General features: G+C 72.0%; 16 protein-coding genes. 5 read left to right on the plus strand and 11 right to left on the minus strand.

Annotation, left to right across the window (positions count from 1 at the left end):
• Positions 1-172: 172 nt before the first annotated feature.
• On the minus strand, positions 173-1000 hold the full coding sequence (locus ADL25_RS29105) for an SDR family oxidoreductase (RefSeq protein WP_059130837.1): 828 nt from the start codon (positions 998-1000) through the stop codon (positions 173-175).
• A 194-nt stretch (positions 1001-1194) separates the two neighbouring features.
• Between ADL25_RS29105 and ADL25_RS29110 the strand changes: the two genes are divergently transcribed.
• Positions 1195-2082, plus strand: coding sequence for a helix-turn-helix transcriptional regulator (locus ADL25_RS29110; RefSeq protein ID WP_059130838.1), 888 nt, complete (start codon positions 1195-1197; stop codon positions 2080-2082).
• Positions 2083-2300: 218 nt separating this feature from the next.
• Here the strand turns inward: ADL25_RS29110 and ADL25_RS29115 are convergent, their stop codons facing one another.
• Entirely contained in the window at positions 2301-3068 is a 768-nt protein-coding gene (locus tag ADL25_RS29115) for an SDR family oxidoreductase (RefSeq protein ID WP_059130839.1), read from the minus strand.
• A 264-nt stretch (positions 3069-3332) separates the two neighbouring features.
• Here ADL25_RS29115 and ADL25_RS29120 point away from each other — a divergent pair, with 264 nt between their 5' ends.
• A complete protein-coding gene (locus ADL25_RS29120) occupies positions 3333-3905 on the plus strand; it encodes a winged helix-turn-helix transcriptional regulator (protein WP_059130840.1) in 573 nt (190 codons plus the stop codon).
• 107 nt (positions 3906-4012) lie between these two features.
• Positions 4013-4711 (plus strand): GNAT family N-acetyltransferase, encoded by a 699-nt coding sequence (locus ADL25_RS29125; protein WP_319115178.1) that lies wholly within the window; start codon positions 4013-4015, stop codon positions 4709-4711.
• Between the two features lie 250 nt (positions 4712-4961).
• On the opposite strand, the gene hypE is transcribed toward ADL25_RS29125, so the two are convergent.
• The 9 genes from hypE to ADL25_RS29170 all read right to left on the minus strand — a co-directional run bounded on the left by hypE (position 4962) and on the right by ADL25_RS29170 (position 14761).
• Positions 4962-6041: a hydrogenase expression/formation protein HypE gene (gene hypE, locus ADL25_RS29130; protein WP_059130841.1), complete on the minus strand. Its 1080-nt coding sequence runs from the start codon at positions 6039-6041 to the stop codon at positions 4962-4964.
• Positions 6034-7158, minus strand: coding sequence for a hydrogenase formation protein HypD (gene hypD / locus ADL25_RS29135; RefSeq protein ID WP_059130842.1), 1125 nt, complete (start codon positions 7156-7158; stop codon positions 6034-6036). The genes hypE and hypD overlap by 8 nt, the downstream gene beginning before the upstream one ends.
• The gene (locus tag ADL25_RS29140) at positions 7155-7463 is read right to left on the minus strand and encodes a HypC/HybG/HupF family hydrogenase formation chaperone (RefSeq protein ID WP_079050640.1); all 309 of its coding nucleotides are present in this window, start codon (positions 7461-7463) and stop codon (positions 7155-7157) included. The genes hypD and ADL25_RS29140 overlap by 4 nt, the downstream gene beginning before the upstream one ends.
• Positions 7464-7517: 54 nt before the next feature.
• A complete protein-coding gene (hypF, locus tag ADL25_RS29145) occupies positions 7518-9911 on the minus strand; it encodes a carbamoyltransferase HypF (protein WP_059130844.1) in 2394 nt (797 codons plus the stop codon).
• Entirely contained in the window at positions 9908-10669 is a 762-nt protein-coding gene (hypB, locus tag ADL25_RS29150) for a hydrogenase nickel incorporation protein HypB (protein ID WP_059130845.1), read from the minus strand. Before hypB ends, hypF begins: the two co-directional genes overlap by 4 nt.
• A gap of 3 nt (positions 10670-10672) precedes the next feature.
• Positions 10673-11068: a hydrogenase maturation nickel metallochaperone HypA gene (locus ADL25_RS29155; RefSeq protein ID WP_059130846.1), complete on the minus strand. Its 396-nt coding sequence runs from the start codon at positions 11066-11068 to the stop codon at positions 10673-10675.
• A 176-nt stretch (positions 11069-11244) separates the two neighbouring features.
• A complete protein-coding gene (locus ADL25_RS29160) occupies positions 11245-11787 on the minus strand; it encodes a hydrogenase maturation protease (protein ID WP_059130847.1) in 543 nt (180 codons plus the stop codon).
• On the minus strand, positions 11784-13028 hold the full coding sequence (locus tag ADL25_RS29165) for a hypothetical protein (RefSeq protein WP_059130894.1): 1245 nt from the start codon (positions 13026-13028) through the stop codon (positions 11784-11786). The genes ADL25_RS29160 and ADL25_RS29165 overlap by 4 nt, the downstream gene beginning before the upstream one ends.
• A complete protein-coding gene (locus ADL25_RS29170) occupies positions 13025-14761 on the minus strand; it encodes a hydrogenase maturation protein (RefSeq protein ID WP_059130848.1) in 1737 nt (578 codons plus the stop codon). Before ADL25_RS29170 ends, ADL25_RS29165 begins: the two co-directional genes overlap by 4 nt.
• A 313-nt stretch (positions 14762-15074) precedes the next feature.
• On the opposite strand from ADL25_RS29170, the gene ADL25_RS29175 reads away from it, so the two are divergent.
• Entirely contained in the window at positions 15075-17861 is a 2787-nt protein-coding gene (locus ADL25_RS29175; RefSeq protein ID WP_199839222.1) for a SpoIIE family protein phosphatase, read from the plus strand.
• Between the two features lie 128 nt (positions 17862-17989).
• Positions 17990-18838: a chitosanase gene (locus tag ADL25_RS29180; RefSeq protein WP_059130849.1), complete on the plus strand. Its 849-nt coding sequence runs from the start codon at positions 17990-17992 to the stop codon at positions 18836-18838.
• Positions 18839-18847 lie beyond the last annotated feature (9 nt).

The following is an 18847-nucleotide window of genomic DNA, read 5'->3' on the forward strand; positions in this document are numbered from 1 at the left end:
GGCGGGTCAATGTCCTGTGGGCGCTGCTGCGTGACGGACGGTGCTACCAACTCACACCACCCCTGGCTGAGGCGGCTTGACATCTTCATTGGGAGTCATACGCCGAGGCTAACTCCATACCGCCCGATCGGAAACCGACCAGTTTACGGTCATGAACACGAGGGCTGCCCGGTCAGACGGCCCGATCGAGCGGGGCGGACGCGAAGGACTCCCAGCGGTCGAGCTCGGCGAGGCGGGAGCGCAGCGACTCCCGGATGCCCTCGACGGCGTCTGCGCCGACGGCCAGGCGCAGGGGCGGCTCCTCCAGCGCCACGACCGCCATGATCGCGTCCGCCACGGACTCGGCGTTGCCGAACGCCGAGGGAGGCAGCGCCGAGAAGTCCTCGAGGAACTTCCCCACGGTCGGTGCGTACACGTCGTGCGGGGCGACGACATCAACACGAGCGGCGAACTCGGTGGCGAAGACGCCGGGTTCGACGATCGTCACCTTCGCGCCCGTGGGGGCGAGTTCGTGCGCGAGTGCTTCGCCGGCCAGTTCCACGGCGGCCTTGGAGGCCGAGTACAGACCCGATGAGGCCCACGCGAACTGGCCGTTGAGCGAGGAGATCTGGACGATCCGGCCGCGGGATGCGCGCAGCGCCGGGAGCGTGGCGCGCAGGACGGCGAGGTTGGCCAGCACGTTGGTCTCGAAGATCGCGCGCGCCTTGTCCGCGTCGATCTGTTCCACCGGGCCGAACAACCCGTAGCCGGCATTGTTCACCAGGACGTCCAGCCCGCCCGCCGCCCGCACCGCGTCGGCCAGGACCTGTTCCGCGTCGGGCGCGATGATGTCCAGCGGCAGCTCGGTGACGTGCCCCTCGGTGGCACTGTCCGCCAGCTCGGCGAGCCGGTCGCGGCGGCGGCCGACGGCGATCACGTGTGCTCCGGCGGCGAGCGCACGCTCGGCGACCAGGCGACCGAAGCCCGAGGTCGCACCGGTGATGAGCCAGGTCGAAGTCATGAGGGGATCTCCTTGTGGAGGGCCGTGCGGTGCGCACGGCGAAGTGGGATGCGGGAGCGCGAGGTGGGCGTCCCGCATCCCAGCAAACCGCCGGCGGACATCCAAGACGGCCATGGAACCGGCCCGCCCCTTCCTGGGATCCGGAGGGCCACCTTCGCCGCCACATGCGCATCGGCGGGAGGGACCATGGGGACATGGAGCGGAACGAGGGGCTCGGCGAATTCCTGCGCGCCCGGCGCGCGGCGATGGATCCGGAGGAGCTCGGCCTGCACGACGTGGCGCCGCGACGGGTCCCCGGGCTGCGCCGGGAGGAACTGGCCGCGCTGGCCGGCGTGAGTGTGGACTACTACACGCGTCTCGAGCAGGGCAGGCCCATCAGTCCCTCGGACTCCGTCCTCGACGCCCTGGCGAACGCCCTGCAACTCGACCCGGCGGAACGCAGCTACCTCAACGCGGTGGCGCGCCCGCGTTCCGGTGGGCGCCACCGTGGTCACCGTGCCGTGCAGAAGGTGCGTCCCGGGGTCCACGCGCTCCTGGCTCGGCTCGAGGGCACCCCGGCCCTCGTGCTGGGACGTCGCACCGACATCCTGGTGACCAACCGGATGGCCCGTGCCCTGCTCCACGACTTCGACGCGATGCCCGTCCGGAACCGCAACGCCGCTCGCTGGATGGTCCTCGACGAGGCGGCGCGATCACTCTTCGCCGACGGCTGGGAGAAGGTCGCCTCCGAGTTCGTGGGGACGCTGCGCATGGATGCGGCCCGCCATCCCGACGACACCCGCACCGCCGAGCTGGTGGGCGAGCTGTCCATGAAGAGCGATCGCTTCCGCCGCTGGTGGGCCGCACAGAAGGTGATGCAGTTCAGCCATCACACCAAGCAGCTCCACCACCCGGTGGTGGGTCGTCTCACCCTCCACACCGAAACACTGGCCTTCCCCGGCGACCCGGACCTGACCCTGCTCACGTTCCTCGCCGACCCCGGCTCACCCTCCGACGAGGCCCTTACAGTGCTGTCCGCATGGGCCACCGACCACGGCAGCGCGGGGAGCCGCACAGCGGCCCGCACCTTGCCGCTCGAGTGAGCCGACGGCCCGCTCGCCGCGAGCCGGCCCCGGCCGCACGACGACACATGAAAGCGGTCGTCGAGACAGCACAGTACGTGCGGACCGGTACCTCTCACGTCGTCCCGTACTCGCCACCGCGCATCCCCCGTCGAGAACCGTGGTGGCGCCGACGTGCGGCCGGGTGCCTCCGGTGAGATGTCCCCCTGGAACCGGAGGCACCCGGCCTCGACCGGTCGCTACCAATCGATCCCGGCCAACCTGAACGGCTCGCTCTCGGGCGCCGCCTTGCGCGCCTTCAGGGAACGCTCGGCGGGCATTCCGGCGGGCACACGCAGGGGAGGCTCGGGCCGTTCGACCGTGTCGGCCACGACCGCGGCCACCTCCTCGGAGGTGATGACCTCGCCGCGCAGAGCCGCGAGTTGCCGATACAGCGGGGCGTAGGGGCTGTCCTCCTCGACGAACGTCCGAGCCTGCTCGGCGCCGTTCGTGGACACCGCGCCGGGCTGCACGATGCTCACCTTGACGCCGAAGTGGCCCGTCTCGATGGCGAGCGTCTCGGCGATCGCCTCCAGCGCCCACTTGCTGGCGCCGTACGGGCCGATCATCGGCAGCACCAGTCGCCCTTGGATGCTGGAGACGAAAACGAGGCGGCCGGATCCTCGTTCCCGCATCGCCGGCAGCACACCCTGCGCCACTCGCAGCGCGCCCAAGGTGTTGAGCTGGTAGAGCCGTTCGACCTCCGCGAGGGGAACGCTCTCCAGCGGCGCGCGCACCGTCGCACCGGCGTTGCTGATCAACACGTCGATCTCGCCGGCGTCCTTGATGGCCTGGTCGACGCTGCCCTGATCGGTCACGTCGAGGGGCAGACGCTGGTCCACGGGGAGATCCGCCAGAGCTTCCGGCCGGCGAGCGGTGGCGATCACCCGGTGACCACGATGTGCCAGTTCGACGGCGATGGCCCGGCCGATTCCTCTGGACGCGCCGGTGATGAGCACGGACGACATGGGACTTCTCCTCGTCGATCGATTCGGTGCTTGTGTGCCCGGATCCGCGGTGCACGCCGGAGCCGAATGTCGAGCCCGTCGGATCCCGGGGCACGGCAGGTGATCCAGCGTGAAACGCCGAAGCAGCAGCCGTCGGCGTGTGCGCTGAACGCGGAGGCGTCCGCATGGATCCCACGACCCCAGGGATACCGGTTCAGTCAGTGAACTGCGCCAGCCTAACACCGTCAGTTCAGTGAGTGAACTGCACGAGGTAAACTTCGGAGCATGACCCTCCCCAGCACCTATCCGGACCGCAACTGCTCGCTTGCGCGGACATTGGAGGTCATCGGAGAGCGATGGACACTCCTCATCGTCCGTGACGCGTTCTACGGGGTCCGCCGGTTCGGGGACCTCGCCACCCAGCTCGGGATCCCTCGTGCCGTCCTGACCAACCGGCTGAAGCTCCTCGTCCGGGAGGGCGTACTGACCCGGGACGACGACGGAGCGGGAACCGTCGAGTACCTGCTGACCGACAAGGGCACCGCGCTGTGGCCGATCGTGCGCGCCATGATGGCCTGGGGGGACGCGTTCTACTCCCCGGCCGGGGCGAAGCGCGACCTGCGCCACGACCGGGACGGGGGCCTGCTCGACCACGACGGACGCTGCGAGGAATGCGGGGCAGCCGCACCGGTCCCGGAGATCCGCATCGAACCGGGCCCCGGGTACCAGGCGGGGAACTCCCCGCTCGATCCCGTGTCCGCCATGCTCACCGGGCCGCGGCGGCTTCTCGAACCGATCGCGATCCCGAGTACGCGCCAGGCCGACGAACGTGACGGCAGCACCGATGCAGGTCGTTGAGCGCGGTCGGCGCACAGCCCCGTCATCTGCGCGCGGAGACGACCGCCGGGGCGCGATCCATACCTGTTGTCACACGTGAGGACGCCGAAGTAGTGCCTTCGCATCCGTTGGACAATTCGATCCACTCGGCGCTGAGCGGGCCGCACGCCCACTTCGCGCAGCGGCGCGGCAACGCACTGCGCTACCCGGCCGACATGTCACCGTTCACGGCGCTGCCCGACCGCCCCGATGAGGCCGACTGGACGGACCTGGCGGCGCTCTCCGGCCCCGGCGCGCGGGTCGTGCTGAGCGGCCCAGCCGTGCAGCCGCCGGACGGCTGGGAGGTCAAGGCGCTCGTCCCCCTGCTGCAGTTCGTCGACGACGGAATCGCCGCCGCACCGGACGAGGAGGCGGTCCGCCTTCGTCAGGCGGACGTTCCTGAGATGCTCGCTCTGGCCCGACGCACCGAGCCGGGCCCGTTTCTGGCACGGACGATCGAGATGGGTACCTATCTGGGAATCCGGCGCGACGGTCGACTGGTGGCCATGGCCGGCGAACGGCTGCACGTGCCGGGTTGGACCGAAATCAGCGGGGTCTGCACCGATGCGGGATGGCGAGGGCGGGGGCTCGGTACACGTCTTCTCCTGGCCGTCGCAGCCGGCATCCGGGAACGCGGCGAGACTCCGTTTCTCCATGTGCTGTCGTCGAATGTGAACGCCGTCCGCCTGTACGAGTCCCACGGGTTCCGGCTTCGCCTGCGCACCGCGAACCTCGTCCTCACCTCGCCCGCTTCACCGGAGCCGAGTGAGGTCGACGACGAGCCGTGAGCCGTGATCGGGCCATTGCGGCCATGGATCGAGCGCCGATCCGCTCGCGCCGGTCGCAGGCGTCGAAGGTGTCAGGGCCGGTACTCATCCGGCCCTCCCCCGCCGCCTGCGCCGGGCGGCAGGGGAGGCCTCGGGTCGGGCGGCCTCGGCGCGCGGACGGACCACGATTCCGCTGAGGACGGCCGGTCTCATACGCGATGGCGTCCGCCGCGGAGGACGCGGGGAGTTACGGGCCCCCGGCCGACACCGATCAGCAGATCCTCGGCAACTGCTCCCCGATCGGCATGTCCACCACCCGCGTACCGCCGAGGCCGGTGCGGGCCACCACCATGCCCGGATGAACCGCCACCGCCTCGCCGATGATCCTGGACTCCAGGCCCAGGGGATGGGCGCGCATGGCCTCCAGGACGGCGTCGGCGTGCTCGCGCGGGACGAACGCCACCAGTTTGCCCTCGTTGGCCACGTACATGGGGTCCAGGCCCAGCACGGCGCAGGCACCGGCCACCGCCTGCGGGACCGGGATCTCGCGTTCCGTGACGACCACCCCCGTGCCCGAGGCCGTGGCGATCTCGTTCAGTGCCGCCGCCAGGCCGCCCCGGGTGGGGTCGCGCAGCACGTGCAGGTCCGGGGTGACGGCGAGCATGGCCTCCACCAGTCCGCCGAGGGCCGCGCAGTCACTCTCGATCTCCACCCCGAACTCCAGGCCCTCGCGAACGCTCAGGATGGCCACACCGTGCACGCCGATCGGACCGCTGACGATCACCACGTCCCCCGGGACCACCCGCTGCGGGCGCAGGTCCACTCCGTCGGGGATGAGGCCGACACCGGCCGTGTTGATGAAGATCCCGTCGCCGTGGCCCGCCTCCACCACCTTCGTGTCGCCCGTCGCCACCTCGACCCCGGCCACCCGCGCGGCCCTGCCGAGCGCGTCGGCGACCCGGGCGACGCGTTCCATCTCGACGCCCTCCTCCAGAATGAACCCGCAGGAGAGGTAGGACGCGCGGGCACCGCTCATGGCGAGGTCGTTGACGGTGCCGTTCACGGCGAGATCGCCGATGCTGCCGCCGGGGAAGAACAGCGGTCGCACGACGAAGGAGTCGGTGGAGAACGCCAGCCGGACACCGCCGAGCGACAGGGCTGCGGAGTCACCGAGCTGGGCGAGCGCATCCCCGCCGAAGGCGGGCGCGAAGACATGCCGAACGAGCTCGGCGGAGAGCGTCCCGCCCCCGCCGTGGCCCATCACGATGCGGGACTGGTCGCGCAGCGGAGCCGGGCAGGTCCAGGCCGCCGGGTCCACGGACGATGTGGTCAGGTCGATCGTGTCAGACAACGGAGGTCGCCTCCCGGGGCGCTGGGGTGAGGTCCAGGCGCCGGTAGAGGTAGTACGCGGCGCAGGCGCCCTCGCTGGAGACCATGGTGGCTCCGAGCGGGGTGCGGGGTGTGCACAGGGTGCCGAACGCCTCGCACTCGTGCGGCTTGATCAGGCCCTGGAGGACCTCGCCGCTGCGACACGCGTCCGGTTCACGGGTCCTGATGTCCTCGACCGAGAAGCGGAACTCGGCGTCGAAGTCGCGGTACTCGGCGGACAGGCGCCAACCGCTCGCCGGGATCACGCCGATGCCCCGCCAGGAGCGGTCGGTGACTTCGAAGACGTCCGCCAGCATGGCCTTGGCGGCCGGATTCCCCTCGGGCCGCACGGCGCGCGGATAGGCGTTGGCGACGGTGTGCTCGCCGCGCTCCAGCTGGGCCACGGTGCGGCGTACGCCTTCGAGGATGTCCAGGGGCTCGAAACCGGTGACGACGATCGGGACGCGGTAACGCTCCGCCAGCTCCGGGTACTCGTCCACGCCCATCACGCTGCACACGTGGCCTGCCGCGAGGAACCCCTGTACCCGGCAGCTGGGGGACCGCATGATCGCCTCGATCGCGGGGGGCACCCGCACATGGGAGACCAGCAGGCTGAAGTTCGGGATGCCGAGCTTGCGTGCCTGGTACACCGTCATCGCATTGGGCGGCGCCGTCGTCTCGAAGCCGATGCCGAAAAACACCACCTGCCGGTCCGGGTTCTGCTGCGCGATCCTCAGCGCGTCGAGCGGCGAGTAGACGACGCGTACGTCACCGCCCTCGCCCCGGACCTGGAACAGGTCCCGTCCGGTGCCGGGTACACGGAGCATGTCCCCGAACGAGCAGAAGATCACGCCGGGCCGGGAGGCGATCTCCAGCGCCTTGTCGATGACCTCCAGCGGGGTCACGCACACCGGGCAGCCCGGCCCATGGATCAACTCGACCTGCTCAGGGAGCAGTTGGTCGATGCCGTGGCGGATGATGGAGTGCGTCTGCCCGCCGCAGACCTCCATCAGCGCCCAGGGTCTGGTCACCGTGGCATGGATCTCGTCGAGCAGTCGTCGGGCCAGTTCCGGGTCCTGGAATTCGTCGATGTACTTCACTTCCGCGCCTCCTCGTGCGAGGGCGGAGGCGTTCCCGCCGCCTCCGCGGCCATGTCCCAGGGATCGCCGAACTCCTCCTGCAGCATGCCGAGAGTCTCGAACAGTTCGAGCGTCTGCTTGGCCGACTCCTCGTCGAGGCGCTGCAGGGCGAAGCCGACATGGACGATGGCGTACTCGCCGACCTGCAGGTCGGGCAGGTACTCCAGGCACACCTCCTTGACCACGCCGCCGAAGTCGACGCTGGCCATCCGTGTGCCGTCGCGTTCCTGGATGTCCAGCACTCTGCCGGGTACCGCAAGGCACATGGGCCTCTCCTCGCTGATGGTGGTGGCGTAGCCCGGCACTGCCGGGGCGGTCGGTCAGTCGGATCCCGTCGCGGCGCGTGCGGCCACCACGAGCTGGCCGAGGGCCAGTCCGCCGTCGCCCGGTGGGACCTGGTGGTGGCGCAGCACCGTGAAGCCGTCCTCGTGCAGGACCTCGGCGCAGGCCGAGGAGAGCAGGGAGTTGAGGAACACACCGCCGGTCAGGGCGACGGTGTCCACACCGTGTCGCTCGCGCGCCAGGACGCACAGCTGGTGCACGAGGCCGGTGACGGCCCGGTGGAAGCGGGCGGCGACCGGAGCGGGGCCCACGCCGGAGCGCAGGTCCGCCGCGATCGCGGCCAGCAGGGGAGCCGGGTCTGCGAGCACCGGGCCACCGTCCGCCGCCGGTGGGCGAAGGGCGAACGGGTAGGCCGTGCGGTCCCCGTCCGGTGCGCGCAGCGCCGCCGCCTCCAGCTCCACGGCGGCCTGGGCCTCGTACCCCGCCCGATGGCACACGCCCGCCAGGGACGACACCGCGTCGAAGAGGCGGCCCATGCTCGAGGTGGGGACGCAGTTGAGGTCGCGCTCCAGCTGCCGTTCGAGAACGCGCAGTTCGCCCGGTGGACACGCGGCCACGCAGGCCAGTTCGGACGACCAGTCGATCCGGGCCGTGCGCAGATGGGCGAGCGCCATCCGGTAGGGCCGGTGCACCGCGGCGTCGCCGCCGGGCAGCGGCACGTAGGCCAGGTGCCCGAACCGGGTGAATCCGTCGTAGTCGGCGAGCAGGAACTCCCCGCCCCACACCGCCCCGTCGTCGCCGTAGCCCGTGCCGTCGAAGGCGACCCCGATCACCGGGCGGCCGCCGTCGAGACCGTTCTCGGCCATGGCCGCGGCGATGTGCGCGTGATGGTGCTGGACACGGACGAGGGGCCGGCCCGCCGCGTTGCGGGCGGCCCACCGGGCAGAGCGGTAGGCGGGATGCCGGTCCGCCGCCAGCAGCCGGGGCCGCACCGGGGTGATCGACTCCAGGTGGGCCACGGCGCCTTCGAAGGCCCGCTGGGTGGCGAGGTCGTCCATGTCACCGATGTGGGAGGACAGCCAGGCCCGTCGGCCCTCGCCGAGGCAGAAGACGTTCTTGAGGTCTCCCCCGACGGCGAGGGCGGGGCGCACGGGCACCGGAAGGGCGACCGGCAAGGGCGCATACCCCCGGGCGCGGCGTACGACCAGCGGCCGCCCGTCGCACACGCGCACCACGGAGTCGTCGCAGGGCACCTGGATCGGCCGGTCGTGGGTGAGCCAGGCGTCGGCCAGATGCGCCAGCCGTGTCAGTGCCTCGCCGTCGTCGGTGACGATGGGCTCGCCGGACACGTTGCCGCTGGTCATGACGAGCAGCCGGGGACCCGTGGGGTCGCCGGGCAGCCCGAACAGCAGTTGGTGCAACGGGGTGTAGGGCAGCATGACACCGAGGTCGGGGCTGCCGGGAGCCACCCCTTCGACCGGGTGGGGCCCCTGTGCCGGGAACGGCGGGTCCGTGCGGCGGCGCAGCAGCACGATGGGGCGGGTTCCGCCGGTGAGCAGGTCGCGCTCCTCGGGGCCGATCCGTACGACGTGCTCGATGTCGTCGGGGCTCCCGGCCATGAGCGCGAACGGCTTGTCCCCCCGGGCCTTGCGGTGGCGCAGCCGGGCGACCGCGGCGGGGTCGGTGGCGTCGCACGCCAGGTGGTAGCCGCCCAGGCCCTTGACCGCGAGGACCGCGCCGCTCGCCAGGAGCGCGCGTGCCCCCGCGACGGGGTCCGTCTCCGCGGACGGCAGCGGTGGCTCGTCGCCCTGCGGCGGGGGGACCAGCAGCCGCAGCCGCGGCCCGCACGCGGGGCAGGCCACCGGTTGGGCGTGGAAACGGCGGTCCGCCGGATCGGCGTACTCGCGGGAACAGTCGGCGCACATCGGGAAACCGGCCATGGTGGTGTGCGCCCGGTCGTAGGGCAGGCCGGTGACGATCGTGAACCGCGGGCCGCAGTGGGTGCAGTTGACGAAGGGGTGACGGTGGCGACGGTCGGCGGGGTCGGCCAATTCACTCAGGCACGCGGCGCAGGTGGCGGTGTCCGGCGGGATCAGGGTGCCCCCGGGTCCGCCCGTGCGGGACGCCAGGATGGCGAACCCGGTGTCGCCGCCGACGACGGGCATCTCCTCGTGCTCCACGGCGTCCACGCGGGCCAGGGGCGGTACGTCCACGGCGATGCGTTCGCAGAACCGGGCGACCGCCTCCGACGGGCCCTCGACCTCCGCGACGACGCCCTCGGGCGTGTTGGTCACATGCCCGGACAGCTGGAGCGCGGTGGCGAGGGAGTAGACGTACGGCCGGAAGCCGACGCCCTGGACCACGCCCCGCACGGTGACCCGCCGGCGCTGCGGCACGCGGACGCCGACGGCCGTCGGCGGCACACCGCTCACGAGTGGGGCTGCGTCAGGACGCCGGCGCCGTCGGCGTGGTCGTGGGTGTGACCGTGGTCGTGGCCGTGTGGCTCACGGGCCATGACGGGCGTGTGCACGGGAGCGCCGTCCGCGGCGGCCAGCGCGCGGTCGAGCAGTGTCCCGAGCCCCAGGCCGCGACGGGCCGAGGTGAGCACCACCTCCACGCCGGGGTTGACCCGCTCGACGTTCGCCCGGAACTCCGGCTCGTCGAACTCGACGGCCTCGGCGATATCGGTCTTCGTCACCACCACCAGGTGGGCGAGGCCGAAGGCCGTCGGGTACTTGAGCGGCTTGTCCTCGCCCTCGGTCACGGAGGCGAGCACGACCCGCAGGGTCTCCCCCAGGTCGTACGAGGCCGGGCAGACGAGGTTGCCCACGTTCTCCACGAACAGAAGGCGGGCCGCGTCCGGCAGCCACCCCTCCAGATGCCGGGCCAGCATGCCCGCCTCCAGATGGCACAGCCCGTCGGTGAGGATCTGCTTGACCGGGACGCCCGAACGCGCCAGCCGCGCCGCGTCGTTCTCGGTGGCGAGGTCGGCGGTGAGCGCCGCGACCGGCACGGAGCGTTCCCGCGCCAGACCCAGTTCCCGTTCCAGGAGGGCGGTCTTGCCGCTCCCGGGGCTCGACAGCAGATTGACGACGGTCGTGCCGCGGGCGGCCAGGCCGGCCCGCAGGGTGTCCGCGGCCCGGTCGTTCTTGGCGAGCACGGCCTGCTTCAGGTCCACCACACGGCACATGGTTCAGCGCTCCTCTGGGATCGGTTGGGCGGCGGGAACGGGCGTGCGGCCGTCCTCCCACTGCACGCCGACGATCTGCAGTTCACGGCCCGACAACAGATCGGTGGCTCCGCCGTCGCACAGGGGGCAACTCAGCAAGGGCGGCATACCGACCGCCCATTCGTGCGCGCACGGAGTGCACCGGGCCCGTCCGGGCACGGTGTCGGTCACCAGCTCGGCGCCCTCCAGCACCGTCCCGGCACAGGCGAGTTCGAAGCAGAAGGACAGGGCATCGGGTACGACACCGGCCAGCTCGCCGACCTGGAGCCGCACCGAGCGCACCGCCGTGACGTCCCCGGCCCGCTCGGCCGCCTCTTCCACCTGGCCGATCACCGCCATCGCGATGGACATCTCGTGCATGGCTCTCCGTCCCGGCGAACCCGGGCTCCCGCCGTGTGGGGCGAGGCGTGCGTGCGCGGCCCGCCGGGCTCCATTAGAGGCGAGGCACCACGGTCCGCCGGACCGGCACGCCGTGGCCGCCCGGCCGCGTACGCCGTTCGCCGCAACCGCGACGCCCGGCCGTACGCCGGGTCATCTCATCCCTCCAGGGCCCCCGGCGCGGGCGCGTGGCGCGGCCTGGGCTCTTCGGAGCGCAGCAGTTCTTCGATGACCCGGACGGCCTCCGGCACCGCCCCGGACACCGAAGGGCTCAGGCCGATGCGCTCCTCCACAACGGCGGGTTCGCACCCCACCACCAGCGTGCGCCGTGGCGGGCGGGCACCGGTGCCGGCGCAGAGCGTGCCGAGCAGGCCGAGTACGGCGTCGGGCGTCATCCGGTGGCCGTCGAGCGGCATGGGCTGCGCAGCGTCCGTCTCCGCGACGTCGTGCTCGATGACGTACACCGTGCCGGGCTCCCCGCCGCGCCGGGTGGCGTCCACCAGGATCAGGGTGTCGTAGCCGTCGAGGAGCTGGTAGGCGAGGTGCACCCCACGCACCCCGATGTCCAGGAGCTCGACGCCCTCGGGCAGGTCGCGCTCCTTCAGTGCGCGCACGGTCTCCACGCCGAAGCCGTCGTCCCCGAGGAAGATGTTGCCGATACCGGCGACGAGGACCGGAACCTTGTGCGGGGAAACGCTCATGCGTCGTCCTCCAGTGGTGTGACCTCGTCGGGCCGGAAGTAGAGGAAGACCCCCTGTTCCCTGCGGATCTCGGCACCGGGGTCGTCCTCGACCGTCACCGCCAGGTGCACCGAGCCGTCGACGTCGTTCAGCACGGCCTCGACGGTGGCGGTGCGGCCCCGCAGGAAGAAGTCCTGGGCGTCGGTGCGCCGCAGGCCCGGGTTCAGCAGCACCCTGCACCCGGCCACCACGTGCCGGCCGTTGACCACAACCCGGTCGGGTGCCGGGGCGGGGCCGGAGCCGGTCGCCTCTCCCGGCTCCCGCCATTCGGGGGGCGCGGAGTCGGCCGGGGCGAGGACCGCGTCGAGGTCGGTGGCCTCGAGCGCCGTATGGCGGGTGTGCGGATCCACCACCGGGTGGTCCCCGAGAATGACCGGGGAGGACAGCATCACGTCCGCGCGGCCGGGTTCACCGGCGAGCACGGGCCAGGTGTGCAGATTGCGGCAGGCCGCGCTCACGCCTCGCGCCCACTCGGGCGGTTCGGTCATCGACAGGAACGACCCGGCGCTGAGCCCGATGAGCAGGTGGGTCGCCACCAAGGAGTGCCGCAGAGCCGCGTCGCGGTCGGTGTTGCCGTTCTCCTCGGGGGTCCAGGCGCTGGTGTTCTCGACGACCGCGGTCAGCCGCATCAGCCGGTAGGGCCCCTCGATGCGGCGTGCCGCGAGCCGCAGCACCCCGCCGATCTCCTCGTGCCGGAAGGTCCGGTGACCGACGACGCCGCCGTCCTCGTCCTGGATCGGCTCGCTCTCCTCGCCCGCGGGGCGGACGAAGGGGATCGTGATCCCGTCGCCCTCGGCGAGTCGGTCCACCGCCACGACCGCCTCGACGCGCTCCTCGGTGCCCCCGGCCGGGGCGGCCGGCGACTCGTCGCCCGGTCCGCGCCCGGGCGCGGTCTGCGAACCGCCCTCGGAACGGGTCGGTTGCACAACGGGACGCCGGGCACGCAGGAAGCGCAGCTCGACCGCCAGGGTGGCACCCGTTCCCGGCTCCATCAGGCATTCGGTGTGCTGGAAGTCGTACTCGTCGCCGTCGGCGTTCCAGGCCGGTGGCACAAGCACGCCGAACTGCCGGCGCAACCCGTTCCTGGCGGCGGAGGCGCGGTACGGGTGGAGCGGCGAGCCCTCGAAGAGCACGGCGTCGGCGACCTGCCGGGCGAGGGTGAAGCGCGCCTCGGTCTCGGGGGCGAACGAACTGACGCTCACGGCGTGGTCCTTCCGGTGGCCGCGCTCCCGGACCGGCACGGTTCCGCCGTCGTCCGGCCGCCCGTCGCGCGGGCGAGGTGCGGGGGTGTACACGTCGCCTTCTCCTTGTGGACGAAGGCGCGCCTCAGCTCGTGATAGGGGGCGGCGGGGTTGTGGAAGACCCGGTGCATCTCGGCGAGCTCCCGTTCCCGGAAGGCGGACAGCGGTTCGACGCTCTCCTGCCGCTCCAGCTCGGCCTTCTTCGCCGCGATACGCGTGCGGGTATCCGGCAGGGACACAAGTCGCGCCGCCAGCCGGCCCACCTCGGCCTGGAAGTCCTGCGGCCGGCAGTCGACCACCCGGTCGACGAGTCCCAGTCCGCAGGCGCCGGCGGCGCTCATCGGCAGTGCCTCGCGCAGGAGCCGGTCCGCCGCGGCGGCACCCACTCGGCGGGGAAGCGTGTAGGTCCAGTACTCCGAGCCGTGCAGGCCCATCAGCCGGTAGTGCGGGTTGAGGACGCAGCCGCCGCGGCACCAGACCTCGTCCGCGGCCAGGGCGAGCATCACCCCGCCTGCGGCCGCGTTGCCCGCGAGCGCGGAGACCACCAGCCGGTCCGTGGTCCTCAGAACGGCCTCGACCAGGTCGTCGATGGCGTTGATGTTCGCCCACGACTCGGCCGCGGGGTCCTCGGCGGCCTCGATGACACCGAGATGGATCCCGTTGCAGAAGAAGTCGCGTTGCCCGCCCAGCACAAGCACCGACGTCGGACGCGCACACGCCTCCCGGTACGCGTCCAGCAGGCGCCGGCACTGCGCGGTGCTCATCGCGCCGCCGGGAAAGGAGAACGACAGGAAGCCGACGCTGCCCTCCTCCCGGTAGCGGATGTCCGTCCAGGTGCGCCATCCCGGCTCCGGCAGAGCGGGCAGACGCGGCACGGGCGGCAGCAGGTCGCCGAGGGCGCTCACGGCGGGACGTCTGAACGTGGACGGCTGCCCCGGACGACGCCGTCGGCGCAGCTCGGGGATCCACACGGCCCCGTCCGTGGTCGCGCGGCAGATCGCCCCGACGCGGGTGGCCAGCAGTTCCCCCGGTGCACCGCGCAGGACGTCCTCGGGGTGGCCTCCGTGCAGGTACCACTCCTCGCCGAGGAGCGTGTCGAGCACACCGGGCTGCGAGTCGGCGGCGCGCAGCTTGCGCACCACGGTCTCCGTGGAGTCGGCGTGCCAGTCGATCCGGCGCACGCTCTGATCGAGGTACGGCCGGACCCGCGAGGTGTCCTGCCGGACCGGGGTGTGGGTACCCGAGGCGAAGCGCTCCACGGCGAGCAGGACGGCCGCCAGTGCCGCGTCGGCGATCTCGTTGCGGTACAGATCGCTCTTGGGCACCGGGGGGAGGGGACACGCGACGGACGCCCACACGTCACCGGCGTCCATCTCCTCCACCGCCTGCAGGACCGTCACGCCCCAGCGCTCCGCTCCCTCCTGGATCGCCCAGTCGAGGGAGGAGGGCCCCCGGTCCCCCACCGGGCCCGGATGGACCACGAAGCACGGATACCTCTCCCACACCTCGCGGGGGATCGCCGTCCTCAGCATCGGAGCGAGGACGAGCTGCGGCGCGTGCCGTCGTACGGCGTCCGCCAACGAGCCGTCAGGAAGGGCGAGTTCCACCGTCACGAGCTGGCCCCGGTCACGCAGTTCGGCATGGACGCGCTGGGTCAGGCTGTTGAACGCGCTGGCCACGAGCAGGATGTGCACGACAGACCCCCGACAGACGTGCGGCGAACGACGGTGCGGGCGCGGTGGTCCCGCCGAGTGCGATGGTGTAGCACACCCGCGCGCGCCGTTCGCAGAAAGGCTGCGGGTTCACCCGAAAGCGGGTTTCGAAGCGCCACTCGGGCCTGAGGCCCCGTGCGAGTGAGTAGGGGCCCGGTGGCGCACGGTCGAGGGGCCGCTCGCTCCCGGCCCGTGAACGCCGCACGGCCCCGGCGCCGTTCGTGGCCGCCGGAACCGGCCGACGGCGCATGTGACGCCCCTCGCCTCCCGGGGCCCGGCAGTGTAGACATGGCACATGGTCCGGCTCCTGCGTCGAACCGGGACTCGGTCGACCCGTCCCGGCGGTCCGCGTGCGCGCCGCCCCGCCCGAGCGCCCGAGAACGACGCCCGGCACACATCGCAGGGGGAACGCCCCGGCCCCGGGCGGCAGCCGCGCCCCCCGTGGTCGGACCCCCGCGCCGGACTGCAGACGGCACTGGGCGGACGCAGCGTCGCCGCGCAGGTCTTCTTCCTGCAAGTGGTCATCGTGCTGTTGCTGGTGGTGTCCGCGGTGCTGGCTCTCGTTCTGCAGGTGCGGCACGACACCACGCAGGAGGCCCGCAACCGTTCCCTCGCCGTTGCCCAGTCCTTCGCCAACGCGCCGGGCACACGGGAGGCGCTGAGCGGCCCGGACCCCACAGCGGTGCTGCAGCCACGGGCCGAGGCGGCCCGCGAGGGGTCGAGGGTCGATTTCATCGTCGTGATGGACACCGAGGGGATCCGCTACACGCACCCCAGGCCGGACCGAATCGGCAAGAAGTTCGTGGGCAACATCGCGCCCGCGCTGGCGGGTGGCACCGAGGTCGAGGAGATCGACGGCACCATCGGCCGGCTGGTGCAGGCCGTGGTACCGGTCAAGGCACCGGACGGCGACGTCGTGGGGCTGGTGTCGGCCGGAATCACCACCGAACACGTGGGCGGCGTCGCTGACCGGCAACTGCCGCTGGTGCTGGCCGCGGCCGCCGCGGGACTCGCACTCGCCACGGCGGGGACGGCGCTCGTCACCAGACGCCTGATGCGCCAGACGCACGGTCTGGGACCGCGCGAGATGACCCGGATGTACGAACACCACGACGCGGTGCTGCACTCCGTCCGGGAGGGGGTGATCATCGTGAGCGGTGACGGTGATCTGCTGCTGGCCAACGACGAGGCGCAGCGCCTGCTCGATCTGCCGTCGGACGCCGAGCGCCGGCAGGTGACCGAACTCGGCCTTCCCGCCGAGACCGCCGAGTTGCTGGCGTCCGGGCGGGTCGCCACGGACGAGGTGCACCTGGTCGGGGACCGGCTGCTGGCCGTGAACCAGCGGCCCACGGATCTGGAGGGCGGGCCGCCCGGCCATGTCGCCACCCTCCGCGACTCGACCGAACTGCGCGCCCTGTCCGGCAAGGCGGAGGAGGCACGGGAGCGCCTCACCCTGCTGTACGACGCCGGTGTGGGCGTGGGGACCAGCCTGGATGTGACGCGCACCGCCGAGGAGCTGGCCACGCTGGCCGTGCCCCGGTTCGCGGACTTCGCCACCGTGGACCTGTTCGAGGCGGTGCTGCACGGCGGGGAACCGGAGGCGGCCGGCGGGCTGCGTCGTGCGGCGTTCAGCGGGATCCGCGACGATCCTCCCCTGTATCCGGTGGGCGAGCGGATCCGCTACGTCGAGACCTCCCCCCAGGCCCAGGCCCTCGCCGGCGGCCCGGCCACCGTAGAGCCATGCCTCGCCGAGGCCCACGGATGGCTGGCTCAGGACCTCGAGCGCTCCGCACAGGTCGTGGAGTACGGCATCCACTCGATGATCACCGTGCCGGTGCGGGCCGGAGGGCTCCTGCTGGGGGTGGCCAACTTCTGGCGTTCCGAGAAGCCCGGCCCCTTCGACGAGGAGGAGCTGGCCCTGGCGGAGGAGCTGGTGGCCCGGGCCGCGGTCTCGATCGACAACGCGCGCCGGTACACGCGCGAGCACGGTCTCGCGGTGACCCTGCAGCGCAGTCTGCTGCCGCGGAAGCTGCCCGAACAGGGCGCCCTGGACATCGCCTACCGCTATCTTCCGGCGCGGGCCGCGGTGGGCGGTGACTGGTTCGACGTGCTGCCGCTGTCCGGCACCCGGGTGGCGCTGGTCGTCGGTGACGTGGTGGGCCACGGGCTGCACGCCGCGGCCACGATGGGGCGGCTGCGCACGGCGGTGCACAACTTCTCGGCACTCGACCTGCCGCCCGACGAACTCCTCGGCCTGCTGGACGAACTGGTGGGCAGGATCGACCAGGACGAGGCGGCCGAGGGCGGCGCCCCCGTCACGGGCGCGACCTGCCTGTACGCGGTCTACGACCCGGTGACCCGACGCTGCGTCATCGCCCGCGCCGGCCATCCGCCGCCCGCCGTGATCCGGCCCGACGGCCGGGTGGAGTTCCCCGAGGTGCCCGCCGGTCCGCCGCTCGGCCTCGGAGGGCTTCCCTTCGAGACGGCCGATCTGGAGCTGGAGGAGGGCAGCCGGATCGTCCTCTACACCGATGGGCTCATCGAGGGCCGTGGACAGGACATCGACGCCGGATTCGAGCTGCTGGGCGCCGCCCTGGCCGGGTCGGGACCCTCGCCCGAGGAGACCTGCCGGGCCGTGCTCGACGCCCGGCTGCCGCACCGTCCGAGCGACGACGTCGCGCTGCTCGTCGCACGCACCCGGGCCCTGCCGGCCTCCCACGTCGCCCAGTGGGAGGTGCCGCAGGATCCCGCGGCCGTCGGCGAGGTACGCGCGGCGGTGACACGGAAGCTGACGGAGTGGGGGCTCGAGGAGCTGTTGTTCACCACGGAGCTCGTGCTCAGCGAGCTGGTGACCAACGCGATCCGTTACGGAAGCTCGCCCGTCCGCGTACGTATGCTGCGCGACCGCGCTCTCGTCTGCGAGGTCTTCGACGCCAGCAGCACCTCGCCGCATCTGCGGTACGCGGCGATGACCGACGAGGGCGGGCGCGGGCTGTTCCTGGTCGCTCAGCTCGCCGAACGCTGGGGGACCCGCTACACGCCGACGGGCAAGGTCATCTGGGCCGAACAGCCGCTGCCCTGAGGCCGATCGTTCGGACCGGCGCCGCCACGAGAACCTGTTGCTTGACGGGTACCCAACGCTCCATGGATCTGATAGGAAACCTTCCTATCAGTACAACTCCCCACCCCCCGAACCCACTTGGAGTCCCAGTGGTGCATCCGTCCCCCGACGCGGCAGGCGCCCGCAGCGCCTCCCGCCGCACCGTACTCGCCTTGTTCGGTGCGTCTCTCGCGGCGATACCGCTGCTCGACACCGCGAACGCCGCGGCCGCCCCCACCGCCGCCCGCGCGACAGGACTCGACGACCCGGCGAAGAAGGAGATCGCCATGAAGCTGGTCTCGAGCGCGGAGAACTCCTCGCTCGACTGGAAGGCCCAGTACAAGTACATCGAGGACATCGGCGACGGGCGCGGTTACACCGCAGGCATCATCGGATTCTGCTCCGGCACCGGCGACATGCTCGACCTCGTCCAGCTCTACGCCGATCGCAAGCCCGGCAACGTCCTCGCCAAGTACCTGCCCGCGCTGCGCGATGTGAACGGCACCGACTCCCACGACGGACTCGACCCGAACTTCCCCAGGGACTGGCGCACGGCGGCGCAGGACACTGTGTTCCAGCAGGCACAGAACGACGAACGCGACCGTGTGTACTTCAACCCCGCCGTCCAGCAGGGCAAGGCCGACGGCCTGGGAGTGCTCGGGCAGTTCACCTACTACGACGCCATCGTGATGCACGGCGACGGTGACGACGCCACGAGCTTCCGCAACATCCGCAAGCGTGCGCTGCGTACGGCGAAGCCCCCGGCGCAGGGCGGCGCCGAGGTGGCGTACCTCAACGCCTTCCTCGACGCACGGGTGTGGGCGATGAAGCAGGAGGAGGCCCACAGCGACACCACCCGTGTCGACACCGAGCAGCGTGTCTTCCTGCGCAACGGCAACCTGAACCTGGACCCGCCGCTGGACTGGAAGGTGTACGGGGACAGCTACCACATCGGCTGACGGCCCGGC

The organism is Streptomyces sp. NRRL F-5122 (assembly GCF_001507435.1).
Lineage (GTDB): Bacteria > Actinomycetota > Actinomycetes > Streptomycetales > Streptomycetaceae > Streptomyces > Streptomyces lannensis.

Bases quoted from the DNA above. Each gene is read 5' to 3' on its own strand.
- ADL25_RS29115 (WP_059130839.1), bottom strand. From the start codon at position 3,068: ATGTCGTCCGTGCTCATCACCGGCGCGTCCAGAGGAATCGGCCGGGCC.
- hypB (WP_059130845.1), bottom strand. From the start codon at position 10,669: ATGTGCCGTGTGGTGGACCTGAAGCAGGCCGTGCTCGCCAAGAACGAC.
- ADL25_RS29160 (WP_059130847.1), bottom strand. From the start codon at position 11,787: ATGAGCGTTTCCCCGCACAAGGTTCCGGTCCTCGTCGCCGGTATCGGC.
- ADL25_RS29105 (WP_059130837.1), bottom strand. From the start codon at position 1,000: ATGACTTCGACCTGGCTCATCACCGGTGCGACCTCGGGCTTCGGTCGC.
- ADL25_RS29120 (WP_059130840.1), top strand. From the start codon at position 3,333: ATGACCCTCCCCAGCACCTATCCGGACCGCAACTGCTCGCTTGCGCGG.
- ADL25_RS29175 (WP_199839222.1), top strand. From the start codon at position 15,075: ATGGTCCGGCTCCTGCGTCGAACCGGGACTCGGTCGACCCGTCCCGGC.
- ADL25_RS29155 (WP_059130846.1), bottom strand. From the start codon at position 11,068: ATGCACGAGATGTCCATCGCGATGGCGGTGATCGGCCAGGTGGAAGAG.
- ADL25_RS29110 (WP_059130838.1), top strand. From the start codon at position 1,195: ATGGAGCGGAACGAGGGGCTCGGCGAATTCCTGCGCGCCCGGCGCGCG.
- ADL25_RS29140 (WP_079050640.1), bottom strand. From the start codon at position 7,463: ATGTGCCTTGCGGTACCCGGCAGAGTGCTGGACATCCAGGAACGCGAC.